The sequence below is a fragment of the Paenibacillus sp. LHD-38 genome (assembly GCF_031157315.1).
Taxonomy (GTDB): domain Bacteria; phylum Bacillota; class Bacilli; order Paenibacillales; family Paenibacillaceae; genus Pristimantibacillus.
Genome location: NZ_JAVIFU010000009.1, coordinates 75,980 through 93,281, shown reverse-complemented (window position 1 = coordinate 93,281; position 17,302 = coordinate 75,980). Strand labels below are relative to the sequence as shown.

At 47.9% G+C, this 17,302-nt stretch carries 12 protein-coding genes; 11 read left to right on the top strand and 1 reads right to left on the bottom strand.

Going from position 1 to position 17,302, the window contains the following annotated elements; all coding sequences use genetic code 11:
- Both RCO25_RS09930 and RCO25_RS09925 read left to right on the top strand, forming a co-directional pair.
- Complete coding sequence (locus RCO25_RS09930; RefSeq protein WP_308995992.1) at window positions 1-978, top strand: hypothetical protein; 978 nt, start codon at window positions 1-3, stop codon at window positions 976-978.
- Between the two features lie 607 nt (window positions 979-1,585).
- Complete coding sequence (locus RCO25_RS09925; protein ID WP_308995991.1) at window positions 1,586-2,338, top strand: SDR family NAD(P)-dependent oxidoreductase; 753 nt, start codon at window positions 1,586-1,588, stop codon at window positions 2,336-2,338.
- An 85-nt stretch (window positions 2,339-2,423) separates the two neighbouring features.
- Here RCO25_RS09925 and RCO25_RS09920 read toward each other — a convergent pair whose 3' ends face one another.
- The gene (locus RCO25_RS09920) at window positions 2,424-4,469 is read right to left on the bottom strand and encodes an RICIN domain-containing protein (protein WP_308995990.1); all 2,046 of its coding nucleotides are present in this window, start codon (window positions 4,467-4,469) and stop codon (window positions 2,424-2,426) included.
- A gap of 409 nt (window positions 4,470-4,878) precedes the next feature.
- Here RCO25_RS09920 and RCO25_RS09915 point away from each other — a divergent pair, with 409 nt between their 5' ends.
- The 9 genes from RCO25_RS09915 to RCO25_RS09875 all read left to right on the top strand — a co-directional run bounded on the left by RCO25_RS09915 (window position 4,879) and on the right by RCO25_RS09875 (window position 16,932).
- Entirely contained in the window at window positions 4,879-6,255 is a 1,377-nt protein-coding gene (locus RCO25_RS09915) for an ABC transporter substrate-binding protein (RefSeq protein ID WP_308995989.1), read from the top strand.
- Window positions 6,256-6,397: 142 nt separating this feature from the next.
- The gene (locus RCO25_RS09910) at window positions 6,398-7,456 is read left to right on the top strand and encodes a GntR family transcriptional regulator (protein WP_308995988.1); all 1,059 of its coding nucleotides are present in this window, start codon (window positions 6,398-6,400) and stop codon (window positions 7,454-7,456) included.
- A gap of 167 nt (window positions 7,457-7,623) precedes the next feature.
- Complete coding sequence (locus RCO25_RS09905) at window positions 7,624-9,000, top strand: ABC transporter substrate-binding protein (protein ID WP_308995987.1); 1,377 nt, start codon at window positions 7,624-7,626, stop codon at window positions 8,998-9,000.
- A gap of 65 nt (window positions 9,001-9,065) precedes the next feature.
- Window positions 9,066-9,959: a carbohydrate ABC transporter permease gene (locus tag RCO25_RS09900; protein WP_308995986.1), complete on the top strand. Its 894-nt coding sequence runs from the start codon at window positions 9,066-9,068 to the stop codon at window positions 9,957-9,959.
- Between the two features lie 39 nt (window positions 9,960-9,998).
- Window positions 9,999-10,835, top strand: a complete 837-nt coding sequence (locus RCO25_RS09895) for a carbohydrate ABC transporter permease (RefSeq protein WP_308995985.1) — start codon at window positions 9,999-10,001, stop codon at window positions 10,833-10,835.
- A gap of 4 nt (window positions 10,836-10,839) precedes the next feature.
- Entirely contained in the window at window positions 10,840-13,314 is a 2,475-nt protein-coding gene (locus RCO25_RS09890) for a family 43 glycosylhydrolase (protein ID WP_308995984.1), read from the top strand.
- Window positions 13,315-13,347: 33 nt separating this feature from the next.
- Window positions 13,348-15,129, top strand: a complete 1,782-nt coding sequence (locus tag RCO25_RS09885; protein ID WP_308995983.1) for a glycoside hydrolase family 2 protein — start codon at window positions 13,348-13,350, stop codon at window positions 15,127-15,129.
- Between the two features lie 20 nt (window positions 15,130-15,149).
- Window positions 15,150-16,097 (top strand): glycoside hydrolase family 43 protein, encoded by a 948-nt coding sequence (locus tag RCO25_RS09880; protein WP_308995982.1) that lies wholly within the window; start codon window positions 15,150-15,152, stop codon window positions 16,095-16,097.
- 97 nt (window positions 16,098-16,194) lie between these two features.
- The gene (locus RCO25_RS09875; RefSeq protein WP_308995981.1) at window positions 16,195-16,932 is read left to right on the top strand and encodes a GTP cyclohydrolase II; all 738 of its coding nucleotides are present in this window, start codon (window positions 16,195-16,197) and stop codon (window positions 16,930-16,932) included.
- The last annotated feature ends 370 nt before the right edge of the window (window positions 16,933-17,302 follow it).

Genomic DNA, 17,302 nt, shown 5'->3' with positions numbered 1-17,302 from the left:
ATGTCAGATAATATTTTTTTTAAGATTATTATACCAAATGAATCTGTAACAGTATCACATTATGAAGAATGGTTGGATTCGCTTGTTTGGTTCAAACCTGAAAAAATGTGGAGTTCCAAAATTATCGGTACAGAAGAAATGGAATACAATAAAACGATACTGTTAAATAAAGCAAAAAAAAGATTCAATGTGATTGATTTCTTTAACGTTTCCATAGAATCAGAGGGAAATGATTTTGTAGTGCGAAAGGGACGGTTTCACTCTTTTGTACAGGGACATATTAATAAATCAAACATTGAAAAATATACCATCTTGTATATTGTACAGCAAATAGAGAATGCCTTTTTAAAGTACAATGGTATCGTTTCATTTGTTTGTTCTGCCGAAGATCAATTTTGGCAAAACAATAGAGACATTAATCAATATGAACGACTTGGTAAGTCCATTGAGAATATTGCGATTAAACCAGATCCGATATACAAAAAAGAGTATATTGTTGATGTAGAACAATTACCTGGACATTCACATTATACCAATGATCTATGGTTTGGTTCGTGTTGGAAGATGTGGTTTTCGAAACGGTATTATCAATATATTCCTAAAAAAATACTCTTAAATTGTAATGGATGCTATGAAAAAACGGAGTTGCCTGAAGATAGTTTAAGAATAACATTGTACTCTTCAATATGGGATTATGAGTTAGCAGATAGTCGTAATATTCAATGGTCTTTCAGAAAACAGACGGGGATGGATGATATTGTACAATGGCTAAATGATGAAGATAACATGACCCAGAATCCTGAAAATGCTTCAATAGAGATTTTTTCTGACAAATGCTCTCATGGAGGAGTTAGATTAGTAATGTATTATTTCGATGAAAAGAGGAATATTGTTTCAAAGAATCGGGCCAAGGTTTGCTATGCTTACGAGGTTGATGATAAAGGGAATATTGTTTGGGAGAATATTAGTAAGATGTAGAGTTGCAGCCACATGGAGTTATAACTCCATGTGGTTTATTTTTATCCACAGCTATATTACCCGATAACAACACCAATAACCGCTCCAAGTGTATGAGTAGTGGTTGAGTCATTCTTGCGACTCGTAGCTCTATTTGTGCTTGGCTATGTCTGTTTTTTGTTCCACTAAAAGCGAATATAGAGCATTTTATATGTTTGTTTGTCGTCTTCTAGCGTATGGAATTGAAATACCTCAAAAGGAACGATGTCCATAGCCGTAATAATTTTATCCAATGTAAAACCTGTGGTAGAACGAAATGGCGATCTGAAATATATATTAGGGGATATTCAAGTAATTATTAATGCAGATGGTGCAGTAATAACAATTTCACTTAAAAGGTACCGAATGTGCTTTCGTGGAACGTGACTGTCGGAAGGAAAGCATTTTTTTTGATGTGGTCAAGAGCCAGCCGATCTGCTGATTCGAAACGCGCATGGGTGAGAACTTGGAGTTCTCAAAAAATTACGGCGATATAGTGTATTTCCCTGGCTGTTGAAGCTATTTCCATTTTCAATTAGTTTGCTTTAAACTCTAACGTAAAGCTGGAATAGCCTGAGGAGGAATTCAAATGAAATTAACATACGAGGATAAAAATGTACTCATAACAGGCGCCGGAGCAGGTATCGGCCGGGCGCTCGCGCTGGCTTACGCCGAGCAAGGAGCGCTTCCTATTATTGCGGATAAAAATGAAGAAGGGCTGGAGCAAACGGGTTTGCTGCTGGAGGAGGCCGGCTATCATTCCGTTTCCATTACGACTGATATGAGCAAGCCTGAGGAGATTACGCGGCTCCTGCAGGATATACAAACGCTTGTTGGCCGTCTGGATATTGTCATTAACAACGCCGGCTTTGGCATATGGAAATCTCCCTATGATTTGGAGATCGAGGAGTGGGACAGCGTCGTCAATACGAATTTGCGCGGGACGTTTGTCTGCTCGCGGGAAGCAGCGAAGCTTATGCGGTCAACGGGCGGCGGAGCAATCGTGAACATTTCCTCAACGCGGGCGATGATGTCGGAGCCGAATTCGGAGGCTTATGCCGCCTCCAAGGGAGGGATTTTGTCGCTGACGCATGCGATGGCCGTATCTTTAGGTCCGGACCGAATTACGGTCAACGCGATATGTCCTGGCTGGATTGAAACGGGCGATTACAGCCAGCTGCGTGATGCGGACCATAACCAGCATCCATCGCAGCGAGTCGGAAAGCCGGAGGATGTTGCGCGGGCATGCCTTTATTTGACGGATCCCCTAAATGACTTTGTGACGGGTACCCACATCACGCTGGACGGCGGAATGACACGAAGGATGATTTACGAGGAATAGTCTGTGTTTGGGTTAATCCCAAAAAGAAGGGGTCTCGCTAGGGATGTAACCCTCGCGAGACCCCGAATCCTTCGATTAACTTCGATTAACTCACCCGGACAAGCTTCCACCTTTGGGCACCGTTGTTCTGATCATCCCAAATTTGCACGTTGGTGCCGTCCGCCGTGCCCGAGCCTGCTACGTCTAATGCCTTATTGCTGTTTGAGTCGATAAGCTTCATATAACCGCTGCCTGTATCCACGACCTTCCAAAGCTGATTAGGGGTACCGGCATAATCCCAGATTTGCACGTTCGCACCGTTCGCCGTGCCCCAGCCGTTAACCTCAAGAGCTTTTCCGCTATTCGTATTAATGAGCTTGTATGCTCCGCCTCCCACATGCGTGATTTGCCAGAGCTGATTCGCTTGGCTCGCGCCTTCCGTCCAAATTTGCACGTTGGCTCCGTTTGCCATTCCCCAGCCGTCGACTTCGAGCGCTTTACCACTGTTCGAATTTACGAGCTTATACACGCCGCCGGATACGACTCCGTTATAAGCGTCATTCCGATAAAATTCAACCCGGTCAATATCGGCCCATTGGTTTGCCAGCGTGTTTGAGGCAAAAAAACCAACTGTTGCTTGTCCGTTCGTAACCGCAATATTGGAGAGGGTAACCGGCGTCCAAGCCGTCGTTACCGGACAATTTATTTGCCGCATCGTACCGCCAAAGTCTTTGGCTTCCATAACGCATGCGCTTTGCCCTCCGCTGCTTCGCATATATGCGCGCATCGTATAATTGCCGTTATCTAGACCGCTTATGGTTTGACCGACATAAGCCGTTGCAGGCCCGCTCGTCCCGGCTAATCCGATAAAATGATTGCCTTCTGCGGCCGGGACGCCAACGCCGTCATTTGTTCCGTGAACCTTAATTCGTGCGGGATAATCATCGCCGTACGTGGACCAGCCGCTTACATTGGCGGTTTCGAAGCTCCAATTCGTAAGCAGATTTGTGTTGGAGGGTGTGACGGCATGGCCGAAGCGAACATAAACGCCGCTGCTGGGATAGTCCGAGCTTGTTGCAGCCAGCACATGCGTAGCGTCTACCGGGAGCAAAGCATTCCAATTGGAGCTGGTAGAGTCGCTTACCGGGAAAATATTGGAGCGGAACTGCCAGGTCACGCCATTATCCGCGCTGATCATCGTATACATGGAGGAGTAGGCATCGCCGGTGTTGATGCTGTCATTATCGGTTTGGAAAGATGCAAGAAGACGTCCGTCTCCAAGCTTTACGACAAAGGGAGTGCCGGCTTTTTTGCCGGTTTTTGAAGGGATATACAAGGTTTGACGGGGCACATTCCAGTTATAGCCGTCAGTTGAAATCTTATATTTGATGACGAAGGGATGACCAGGAACGTCTGTCGCTTCGAAAACAAGTATATATTTTCCGTCCGCCATTTGGGTGATGACGGGCATGCCGTCTCTCGAACCCGCGGCAACGCCGTCGCTGACAACCGTTTCGGCGCTCCAGCCGTTTCCGGTCCAGGTTTTCATGATGAGCTTTTGAAGACCCGTTGTTCCGGCTGCCGCAGGACCGTCATCCGCATAATAAACAGCAACGGTATTGCCTAACATTTGCAGATGCGGCTCCCATAAGCCTTTGAAGGAGCTGGCAGTAGTTGCGCCGATCTGTCCGTTTGCGAGATCCGACCACGTATTGCCGCCGTCCGTGCTTTTTCTTGTTTTGAGATAGGTGCTGTAATTGGAGCCGGATTGCACGACAAGCCGGTAGGATAACCAAATATCGCCGTTAGCAAGTTGCAGCATTTGTCCGTTTCCAACATCGCCGCTAGCATCTGCCGCAGCCTGTATGGCAGGAGACCAGCTATGACCGCCGTCTTTGCTTCGGGCTATCATTATTCTTGTTTTGCCGCCGCCGGCATTCGTATCAAAGGAAGCAAGAATGTCGTTATTGTTAAGCTTAAGCAAACGTGGATACCATACACCTCCATTAGATGGAGTAAATACAGTAGTGGTGTTCGAGGGCCAAGCTAAGCCTGGTGCCGCAAAAGCTTGAAGGCAGGCTAACAGGGTAGTGAGTATAAGCAGTAAGGCGGTTGAGCTTGCAGTGATTCTCATTTTTTTGGTTAAGTACAAGTAAAATCATCTCCTTTAATCTTAATGTAAGCGCTTCAAAACGGATTATAAGGTATGTCAGTATTTAAATATATACTGAAATTAGTATAATAAAAGTCTTTCTAATGAAGTGGACAGGCGGAAATGAGGATTGAAGGGTGGATCTATACAAAATTGATAGAGCAAATGATCAAAATTGGAGAACGAAGGTTTGGTTAGGGGAAATTTTTTTATTTTTTATACTAAATACAGTATTTAAACTTATAACAATATAAACTAGAATAAGCTCATCAAGGAAGCGCTTGCAAAAATAAGGCGGGCGTCGAAAGTAACTGTGGGATGGCTCATGGCATGAAGCTTTCCATTGCAGAATCCTTGATGGCGAAACCGTGTTTAATGCAGCACTTACAAAAGGGAGGCGTCAAACGAAATGAAGAGAAAACAATCGGCAAGGCTTGGACTTATTTTTCTATTATGCTTTGGGATGCTGCTGTCGGCTTGCTCATCCGGCAATAATGGCAGCGGCTCGGCAACGAACGGCAACGCGGGCAACAAAGAAGCAGAAACGGAAAATACGCCGCAGGAGCAGGTGAAGATTTCGTTTATGGGCCATGGCAGCCCGCAGGAGAAGGATATATTCACGAAGCTTATTAAGTCCTATGAAACGAAATACCCGAACGTAAAGGTTGAATATACAAGCGTGCCTCCGGCAGAGTACAACCAAAAGCTGTCTACGCTGGTCGCATCAGGAAAAACGCCGGATGTATTCTACGTATCGGGGCCGCAATTTTATAAATTCGCCGAGGCAGGCACGATTCAGAACCTGCAGCCGTTTCTAGAAACGACCGAGCTGTTCAAAGAGGATAATGTATGGAAGCAGGCGCTCGACCGTTACCGCTACGACGGCAAGCAGCTCGGACAAGGCGATCTGTACGGCTTGCCGAAGGATGTAGGCCCATGGGCGATGGCGTACAACAAAACGATGTTTGAGGAAGCCGGAGTGGAATTGCCGCCGGCCGAGGTTGGCAAATGGACATGGGATAACTGGCTGGACGCGGCGAAGAAGCTGACGAAGGATGATAACGGCGACGGCAAAGTCGATATTTACGGCGGAGCGAACTTTACGCTGGAAGGAGCCGTATGGGCAAGCGGCGGAGACTTCATCGACTACGGAACAGGCAAGGTTACCATCGACACGCCTGAATTCGCAAATGCGATGCAGTGGGTGGCGGATCTTCGCTTGAAGCACAATGTAACCCCGTCGCCGGAGGATGAGAAAGCGATGAATGCATACTCTCGTTTCGTGGCAGGCAAGGTAGGGATGTTCCCGATGGGTCCGTGGGATCAACCGGGCTTCTGGGATTTGCCGTTTGAATGGGATATCGCGGCATGGCCGGTAAATCCGACGACAGGCAAAGCGGGAACATGGGTCGGGTCGATGGGCTACTCGGTATCAAGCAAATCCAAGCATGCGCAGGAAGCGTTTAACTTGGCCGCATTCCTGGCGCTGGACGCGGAAGGCCAGAAGCAAAACTATGAGCTGGGCCAAGCGGTGCCAAACCTGGTGGATATGGCAAAAGGCGAGTTTGTGGCCTATGATAAAGCGCCGGCTAACCGCAAGGTGTTCCTGGATATTATCGAGGATTACGGCCATGCGCCGGTGGAGTTTGGCTCGAAGGACACGAAATGGATCGACACGATGTGGCAAGAGGCAGGCAAGGTATGGGACGGCAAGATGACGGCTGCGGACTGGGCGAAGGAAATGCAGCCGAAGCTTCAAGGACTGTATGACAAAGGCAACAAATAAGGGCAGAAGTAAGAAGCGGAAGAAGTAAGATGAAAAGCTGTGACTTCAGGTTCTTAACCTTGGAGGCATGGCTTTTTTTTATAAAGACAAATCATAACTAATTTAGTATACTTAATATATTAATATAAAAAGAGGGTGCGACGTGAAAAATTATCCTTTATATAAACAAATCCAAGCGGATATTTTAGGACAAATTCAAACAGGCAAGCTGCGTCCCGGAGATCGTGTCCCTTCGGAGAAAGAGCTTGCGGAGCAATACCGGGTCAGCCAAATTACGAGCAAGAATGCTTTGATCGGACTCGCGGACGAAGGCGTGCTCGTTCGCGTGCAGGGCAAAGGGACGTTCGTGCGGCAGGATGGCGAATCCACGGTAGAAGCCGCGGCATCAAGCCATGCGCGAGACGTGATTGGACTTATTTTGCCATGCATGAAGACCAAGGTGGATCAGAAGATCCTGGATTCCATTGAGAAATACGTGACGGCTGGCGGATACAGCTTGCAGGTTCGCATTACGCGCGAATCTCAAATCGAAGAGAGCGCAGCAATTGAATCGATGGTCGCTTCCGGTGTACGGGGTCTCATAGTGTTTCCGACAGAAGAGGAGCGCTATAATGATAGTATTTTGCGATTGTCACTCGATAAATTTCCCCATGTGCTGATCGACCGCTTCCTGAAAGAGATCCGGACATACAGCGTCAGTTCGGACAATGTGAACGGCACGGAGCAGGCGATTACGCATTTGCTGGAGAGCGGCCACGAACACATTGCGCTTATTACCCCGGAAATTACGAATACGGCGACCGAGGAGCGGTTGATCGGTTTCGAGAAAGCCTATCTGGCCAAGAAGCTTCCGATCGATAAGGATTTGTGGTGTATATTAAAAATCGAGGATATATCAAGCGGCAACGCGCAGCCTATTATTGAAGCCTTCATGAACGAAAGGCCCGCGGTTTCAGCTGCTTTCGTAGTTAATGTGGAGTTGACCAACTATACCTACTACGCCGCAAAACGTTTGAAAAAATCAGTGCCGGACGACATCGAGCTTGTCTGCTTCGACCAGCCGGATTTCCAGGATGTATCCTATTTACAGCAGAACGAAGATGAAATTTGCAGGGTTACGGTTGATTTGCTGCATGCGCAATTACAAGGCGAATATACGCCGCAGCGAATCGTCGTACCCGTGAAGTTTTGTAAAAAGTAAGCGTAAGCCTATATAGAGCATCTTTGCACAGCTTTTGTGCAGGGATGCTTTTTTATATTGTATTTATTATATAAACATATAACAATATAATTTATAATGAGTTTATTGATTTAAGCGCTTACAGTTGGTGTCACGCGCGTTCAATTTACTAGGGAGGGTCAAACGAAATGAAGAGAAAACAATCGGCAAAGCTTGGACTTATTTTTCTATTATGTTTTGGGTTGCTGCTGTCGGCTTGCTCATCCGGCAATAATGGCAAAGGCTCCGCCGCGAACGGCAACGAAGGTAGTAAAGAGCAAGGCGCGGAAAATACGCCGCAGGAGCAGGTGAAGATCTCGTTTATGGGTCACGGCAGCCCGCAGGAGAAGGATATATTCACGAAGCTCATTAAGTCCTATGAAACGAAATATCCGAACGTAAAGGTTGAATATACAAGCGTACCTCCGGCAGAGTACAACCAAAAGCTGTCCACGCTGGTCGCATCGGGCAAAACACCTGATGTATTCTACGTATCGGGACCGCAATTTTATAAATTCGCCGAGGCAGGCACGATTCAGAATCTGCAGCCGTTTCTAGAAACGACTGATCTGTTCCAAGAGGATAATGTATGGAAGCAGGCGCTGGACCGTTACCGCTACGATGGCAAGCAGGTCGGACAAGGCGATCTGTACGGTCTGCCGAAGGATGTAGGCCCATGGGCCATGGCGTACAACAAAACGATGTTCGAGGAAGCCGGAGTGGAATTGCCGCCGGCCGAGGTTGGCAAATGGACATGGGATAACTGGCTGGACGCGGCGAAGAAGCTGACGAAGGATGATAACGGCGATGGCAAGGTCGATATTTACGGCGGAGCGAACTTTACGCTGGAAGGTGCCGTATGGGCAAGCGGCGGAGACTTCATCGACTACGGAACAGGCGAGGTTACCATCGATACGCCTGAATTCGCAAGCGCGATGCAGTGGGTGGCGGATCTGCGCTTGAAGCACAATGTAACCCCGTCGCCGGAGGACGAGAAAGCGATGAATGCTTACTCTCGTTTCGTGGCAGGCAAAGTAGGCATGTTCCCGATGGGTCCGTGGGATCAACCGGGCTTCTGGGATTTGCCGTTTGACTGGGATATTGCGGCATGGCCGGTAAATCCGACGACAGGCAAAGCGGGAACATGGGTCGGGTCGATGGGCTACTCGGTATCGAGCAAATCCAAGCATGCACAGGAAGCGTTTAACCTAGCCGCATTCCTGGCGCTGGACGCGGAAGGCCAGAAACAAAACTATGAGCTGGGCCAAGCAGTGCCAAACCTGGTGGATATGGCAAAAGGCGAGTTTGTAGCTTATGACAAAGCGCCGGCTAACCGCAAGGTGTTCCTGGACATTATCGAGGATTACGGGCATACGCCGGTGGAGTTTGGCTCGAAGGATACGAAATGGATCGACACGATGTGGCAAGAGGCAGGCAAGGTATGGGACGGCAAGGTGACGGCAGCGGACTGGGCGAAGGAAATGCAGCCGAAGCTTCAGGAATTGTATGACAAGGGCAACAAATAACTTTTAGAATTAAAGTCCGATTTTAGAAATGAAATAACGAATAGCTAGTGCGAGGATGTGTACGCATGAAAAAAAGAAAACCTAGTTATATCCGCAAAGAATACGCATGGGCCTATCTATTTGTGGCAGCGCCAGTGCTTGGCTTTCTCATCTTTGGAGTCGCGCCGCTTCTCTACTCGGCCTGGCTGAGCTTCACCTCGTGGGATCTCGTTTCACCGCCTAAATTTGTGGGTTTTGAGAATTATGTGGAGGTATTCCACGACGAGAAGGTGTACAAATCTCTTTATAACACGGTGTTTATGATGCTTGGCATTCCGATTGGGATGGTCGTCGCGCTGCTGCTGGCGATTATGATGAACCGGCCGCTCAAAGGCATATCCTATCTTCGGACGATTTATTATTTGCCGGTCATTTCCCCGATCATCGCCGTTTCGCTGCTGTGGCAGTGGATTTTGAATCAAGATTTTGGATTGCTCAATCAAACGATGTGGAACTGGTTCGGCATCGAAGGTCCTAACTGGCTCGGCGATGCAAGCTGGATTAAGCCGTCTATGATTCTGATGGGCGTATGGGGCGGCGTTGGCGGTACGATGGTGCTTTACTTGGCCGGGTTGCAGTCCATCTCGTCTACGTATTACGAAGCTGCTGAAGTGGACGGCGCGAACGCGTTCCAGAAGCTGTGGTTGATTACGATTCCGCTGCTTACGAATATTCATTTCTTCGTCGTTGTTATGGGCGTTATCGGCGCATTCCAGTCGTTCAGCCAGATCTATGTATTGGCAGGCGACGGCGGTCCGGAATACAGTGCGGCGACCGTTGTATTTTATATTTTCGAAAATGCGTTCAAGTACTTCAATATGGGCTATGCCAGTGCCATTGCTTGGGTTCTCGGCCTTATTATCTTCATCGTTACGCTCCTTCAGTTCCGGCTTTCAAAAAAATGGGTGTACAACGATTGATCGTTAGCGTCACAGTTTGCGAGGGGAGTTTGATTTCACATGCTGCAAAAAAGAATGACAAACCTTTGGGTGGCCTTAATTCTCTGTATCGGCTCGGTTGTCATGCTGGCACCGTTCGTATGGACGATTTCCACTTCATTAAAAGATCAACGAAACGTGTTCGAAATTCCGCCAAAGTGGATTCCTGATCCTGCTACGTTCAAAAACTATGTCACGGCTTGGAACGATTCTCCGTTGCTTAGCGGCTTTATGAACAGCATGATTATCGTCGTATTTGTTCTCGTCATTGGACTTTTTGTTTCGACGATGGCGGCATATGCTTTTGCCAAAATCGAATTTCCGTTTAAGGATACGATTTTCCTATCCTTGCTTGGAACGATGATGATTCCTTTCTCGGTCGTCATGATTCCACAGTTCATTGGCTTCTCGAAGATCAACTGGACCGATACGCTGCTGCCGCTCATTGTACCGGGCCTCTTCGGAAATATCGTCGTTATTTTCTTCCTGCGGCAGTTTTTGGCGGGCGGCCTCCCGAATGAGCTGGTCGAAGCAGCCAAGCTGGATGGCAGCGGCTTCTTCCGCACCTTCTGGACGATCGCATTGCCAGTCGCCAAACCGGCGATTGCGGCTCAAGCGGCATTAAGCTTCATGGGCATCTGGAATGACTTTATGGGTCCGCTTATCTATTTAAGCTCGCCGCAGAAGCAAACGATTCAAGTGCTGATTGCTTCGATGCAATCACAATATATGGGTTCCTCTAACTATCCGGTTATTTTGGCGGCGTCGATCATATCCATGGTTCCCGTTATTCTCGTATTTTTCTTTTGCCAGCGCTATTTTATCGAATCGATGGCGATCAGCGGATTGAAGGGTTAACCGGATGCGCATATTTGTAGCAGGAAAAATGAGGGCGATGAAAGCTGTTGCCCTCCTTGCCGCAGCATTGGCGGTCATGCTGAGCGGCTGTGAATCCAGCCCGGATGAGAAAGAGATCACCCTGTTAAAGGAGGATGCAAAAGTGTATACGAACTCGTTCAAGCTGGATCAAGAGTGGGAGGATTACGGAATCGGCGATCCTTTCATCATGCGCTACAATGGAAGGTTTTACTTATACTGCAGTACAAAGGACTTTCGGCCCGGCATCAAAGCATGGAGTTCCGACAACCTCGTGGATTGGAGCTATGAAGGGCTGGTTACAGAGGATCCGATCACGACAGGCGCTTATGCTCCCGAAGTCTTTTACTGGAACGGAAGCTTCTATTTATATACATCGCCTGCCGGACAAGGACATTATGTGCTGCAGAGTGACAGCCCAACGGGTCCGTTCGTCGTCAAAACAGAAAATCTGGGAAATTCCATTGACGGCTCCGTATTTATCGATGATGACGGAAAATGGTATTTCACGAATGCGGGCACGCAGGGCATTGTTGCCCATGAGATGCCTGATCCGTTTACGATTGATATCGGCGTAACGACTAACGCCTTTCTTGGGCACTGGACGGAAGGCTCGATGATCTGGAAGCGAAACGGCTTGTATTATATGACGTATACCGGCAATCATGTATTCAGCAATGGCTATCGCGTCAACTATGCGGTGTCAAAGGATGGCCCTTTCGGCGATTATGCATTGCCTGCGAACAATCCGATTGTAATCAGCGTAAAGGATGATTTTAAGGGGCTTGGGCATAGCGCGACGGTGCTTGGTCCGGATATGGATTCCTATTATTTGACCTATCATAATTTGGTCGGGCATTCCGCTGAAGGCCCCCCGGTACGTGAGCTCAATATTGACCGGCTTGCTTATAATGGCGATAAGCTGGTTGTGTTTGGCCCCACGCATGACCATAAGCAGCCTGCGCCTGCCATGCCAGCCTTGTATGGCTGGTTGTCAGATGGGATCGCGGCTGAGCAATGGGAAAAGACGGAGTCGGCTAAAGGCGAAACGGTGCTCAGCAAATTAGCGACAGAAGCGACGTTTATTGCGGAATATAATTTCCGATTGGGCGGAGCAGACGCTGCAGCGGATAACGGGATGGTTGAAGCGGTATTTTCATATACAGACGCATCTAATTATTCAGCGGTTATCCTGCTGCCATCGAAACACGAGCTTCACTATATTACTGTAAAAAATGGTACAGAGCAGCATGGCGGTTATGCCGCACTTCCTTCTGACTTTGACTACTCGAAGCTGCATACGATACGCGTGGAGCGGCGTGACAACCGTGTTCTTGTTTTCTTTGACGGGATGAAGAAGCTGGAGGAAGAAACGGCTGGTCCAGGCGAAGGGAAAATCGGGTATGTCGCAACGAATGCGAAGCCGGTCTATGAATATACGGCATTCACGAATGATGCAGGCGGCAGCAGCGATTTTGAGATATACAAACCGGTGCCGGGCACGGTTGAAGCGGTCCATTATTTGAAAGAAGCGGAACGAGGCTTCCACATAGAGCAGAAACCATCGGAGATAAGCGCATACCGGGCGGCAGACGGCGTCCCCATTCAAAAGCTGGATGACGGCAGCTACTCAGTAACGCTGCAGCAGCGCGGAGACTGGTTGAAGTATAAGCTCAATGCCAAGGCGGATGCGAAGTATGGAATCGGGCTAACGCTCCGGAAGCCGGAGAAGGATAGCGTGCTGGAATGGTCCATTGACGGAGGAGATCCGGTAAAAACGAAGATTAACGCTGATGATCCGGCCTTTACGGAAGACACAGCCAAGCTTCGAATCGGAACGTTGGATATTTCCGCCGGCTTTCATGAAATGAAGATTGAATTAAAAAGCGGCGCGGCTGTTATTCAATCTTTAGAACTGTTTACTGCCGAGCAGCTGGAAGAGCAGCAAACATTCGAGCAATTGCCTGTTCAATCGGGTTTTGGTTTATTTGGACAGAACGACCATGCTTATACCGGCAGCGGGACAGAGGATGACCGCTTGTTTGCGGGCAGCGACGCATGGGATGACTATACGTTTTCGGTTGGCGTGAAGCTGAATGCCGATACGGATATTGGCGGTCTATTTATACGCGAGACGAATGAATCGTATCATCCCGCTCAAGTTAGAGATGCGGCGATGGGCTATTATATCGGCATTTCTTCTTCGCAGCTGACCTTACATCGTTTGAACTATGATTCCGTGCTTGTAGCCAGTGAAACCGTAGAGCTGGAGACGGGACGCGTTTATACGCTGAAGGCAGAAGCAAAAGGCGGGACTATTCAAGTGTTTCTAAATGATGAGCCGAAGCCGCTAATTCATTACACGGATCCGCATCCGTTTTTATATGGCAAGGTAGGCATTCATGCCGAACGCTCAACTCTATCATTCTACGATTTAATCGTAAAACCAATAAAGAAATAATATAAACATAAGCAATAGGACTGGAGTGGGAACATGATTGAACCATCACGAAATGAATATCCTAGACCGCAGTTTGAACGGGCTTCCTGGCTTAATTTAAACGGGGAGTGGGAATTCGCTTACGACGATACGAATGCAGGCTGTGACAGTCGATGGTATGAGGGAGAAAATTTTGACCGTAAGATCCAAGTGCCGTTTTGTTATCAAAGCGAGCTGAGCGGCATTAATGAACAAGCATTTCACGATATCGTGTGGTACCGAAAAAATGTCGAGCTGCCCTCTGAGTATGCCGGAAAACGCATTATCCTTCATTTTGGCGCAGTCGATTACGAAGCAAAGGTATGGGTGAACGGGCATTTGGCAGCATCCCATGAGGGCGGGCACACCCCTTTTCAAGCCGATATTACGGCAGCACTTCATGCAAGCGGGACGAACAGCATCGTTGTGCGCGCTCAGGATTACAGCAAAGATGTCACGCTGCCTAGAGGCAAGCAGTATTGGAAGGAACAGTCGGAACAGGTCTTCTATACACGGACGACTGGCATTTGGCAAACGGTATGGATCGAGGCGGTGAATGCTGCGCATGTGGACCGCGTGAGGCTGACGCCGGATATCGATTCCAATAAAATTCATATTCGCAGTTTTATTAAGGGCACGGAATTATACAAAGACTTACGCCTCAACACAAAAATATCCTTTGCGGGCGAGCTGATAGCTGAGGATATCATTCGTGTCATGGCGCAGGAAGAGGAAGTATCCATTAAGCTTCATGACTTCAATGATCACGGCCTTGGACGCTGGTGGTCGCCGGAGAAGCCGCATCTCTATGACGTCGAATTTAGTTTGCTGGACGGAGAAGAAGAGCTTGATCAAGTAAGAAGCTATTTCGGCATGCGGAAAATATCGATTGAAGACGGCGTCATTTGCTTGAATAACCGTCCTTATTATATGAAGCTAATTTTGGATCAAGGTTATTTTCCGGGCGGCGTGCTTACGGCTCCGAGCGATGAAATGCTGCGTACGGACGTGGAATTGACGAAGCAGATGGGGTTCAACGGCGCGAGGAAGCATCAGAAAATAGAAGATCCGCGTTATTTGTACTGGTGCGATAAGCTTGGATTGCTTGTGTGGGGAGAGATGGCAAATGCCTATCAATTCTCGGAGCAATATGTAGGCAGAATTACGAAGGAGTGGCAGGAAGCGGTTCAACGTGATTATAACCATCCTTGTATCGTCGTTTGGGTTCCGCTGAATGAGAGCTGGGGAACGCCCAACATTTTAATCGATAAAAGACAGCAGCACCATGCTTCCACGCTCTACTATTTAACCAAATCGCTGGATGACACTAGACCGGTTATTTCGAATGACGGCTGGGAGCATGTGAAATCGGATATCTATACGGTTCATGACTATGAAAGCCGCGAAGAAGTATTAGCGCGCAGGTATGCAACGCCCGAGCTATCTGTTAAGAGTGATCCGCAAGGCAGAAAAATTCTGATTCCTGGATTCTCTTATCAGGGAGAGCCGGTACAGCTGTCGGAATTCGGTGGGATTTCATACATTCAAGGCAGCGGAGAAGGCTGGGGTTACTCTTCGGCGAAGGATGATCAGGACTTCTTGAACCGTTTGACCGCGGTGATGCGTCCGATTATCGCTGCCGACGGATTGCAGGGCTATTGTTATACGCAGTTGACCGATGTCGAACAGGAGAAAAACGGCCTGTTGTCATTCGAACGCGTGCCTAAGCTTCCGATTGAAACCTATCGCCAAATTGTATCGGGCGCGACTCCGGTGTTAACGGGCGGATTGGAATAGTCATAGAGGGGCGGGTTGAAATGGATAGAACATTTGTGAATCCGATTCTGATGGGCGGAGCAGATCCGTGGATGATGAAGCATTCAGACGGCAAATATTATTTGATGGTAACCAAAAGAAGCCGTTTGGAATTAAGATCGGCTGCTTCGATGACCGGAATCGCTGAAGGACGGCATGAGGTTATCTATACGCCGCCTGTCTCGGGTCCCGGAAGTCAGAATCTATGGGCGCCGGAATTGCATGTGATCAATGGCAAATGGTATGTATATTTCACCGCTAATGATGGCGGAGGAGATGATACAAGGCGGGTCTATGTGCTTGAGAACGAGCATCATGATCCATTTGAAGGAACGTGGATAGAGCGCGGCGCCGTAAATACGCAATTGGCGGGACTGGATGGAACGGTGTTTCACCATAAAGGCACGCTGTATTTCTTATATGCCGGATATGGGCATTTTCCCGATTACGGTTCTGCTATCTATATCGCCAGAATGGAAAACCCTTGGACGATTGCTGCCAAGGAAACCATGCTTACGAAGCCTGAGTTTGAATGGGAGATGCAGGGCGGCATGGCTATTAATGAAGGACCGGTTGTTATACAGAGGAATGGCAAGCTGTTTCTTGTGTACTCTGCCAGCACGACATGGGCCGATGACTATGGATTAGGCATGTTAATAGCAGACGAAGCATGCGAGCCGACCGATGCCGCTGCTTGGACGAAGCTTCCGCTGCCGGTATTCAGTAAATCACCGGAACGAAACGTGTTTGCTCCAGGACATAACAGCTTCACCATATCGCCTGACGGGACAGAGGATTGGATTGTTTATCATGCCCTTTCTGAATCAGGCGCACCGACGGAAACACGAAGCACGAGAATTCAAGCTTTTGGCTGGAATGAGTCAGGTTATCCGGATTTTGGCGTCCCTGTTGCTGTCGATACAAAGATCCCTTTGCCATCCGGTGAATAGCCATATTAAGATCATGAACCAAAGCAGAGCATAGCGGGTATGCTTACCGAACATAATAGTCCAAACAACTATTATATAGGTCAGGAGCATACCCCTTATGTACACAGAAGCTGTCTCCGTTATGGACAATAAGATAAAGGTTATCGAAAGTGAAAAAGGCATTATTTATTTAGTGGGACCGATCCAGCTTCCGGTGAAGCTGGACGAAGGCGAAGCGTTATTTGACTGGTACTGCTGGCTGCTGTGCAAAGAAAAGCTGGATGATGCCGAGCAGATAATCAAAAAGCTCTCTGCCATTAACTTAGCGGAAATGCAGCAATCCAGCGTGCTTGTATACGGCGATTTCGAGCAAGCCGATGAGGCTTGGATTCGGATGCACAGTATTTGCCACACAGGAGATATCTTTGGGAGCAAACGCTGCGATTGCGGGTATCAGCTGCATGAGTCGATGCGCATGATTGTCGATAAGGGATCAGGCGCTTTATTTTATTTGGCGAATCATGAAGGTAGAGGCATTGGTTTATTTAGTAAGGCTATGGCTTACTTGCTGCAGGAGAAAGGTTTTGATACGGTGGAGGCGAATGTGGAGCTTGGTTTTGTGGATGATGCCCGCAATTACGGAGACGCTATTCGCGTGCTAAAGTCACTGCGGTCGAAGCCGGTCGCGCTTATAACGAATAATCCGAAAAAGCTTGACGCGCTTCAGGCCGCGGGGCTTGATGTAACCGATCGAATTCCGCTTTGGGGGGATCGGTCCGAGCATAATGAACGTTATTTGGATACCAAAATAAACCGTTCAGGCCATCTTGCGGCAAGCGCTTGTCCTAACGAATAAAGGTCATAAAAATTGGATAGGGCTATCCCGTTAACGCATAAATGCGCTAGCAGGACAGCCCTTAGTTGTATCGTATATTTAACCGGACCTCTTCTCAAATGAAAGGCCGTATGGAATCCCCTTGTTAACAGCAAACAGCATGTGTACCAAGTTGTCTAAAACTCGCATCCTAAAACAACGAAAGCCCTACCTCTCTTCCGTCCTCGCGGCTCCGATGACCGCGCCAGTGTGAATCAGAAATACATCACGAAACAGGTTTGGGATTAACAGCAAAGAAATCAAAATCTGAGGAAAACATTGAATCTTACTGGGGATATGCTGGGGTTAAATATAATACATTCTTTATATTGTACTACATATATTTATAAAT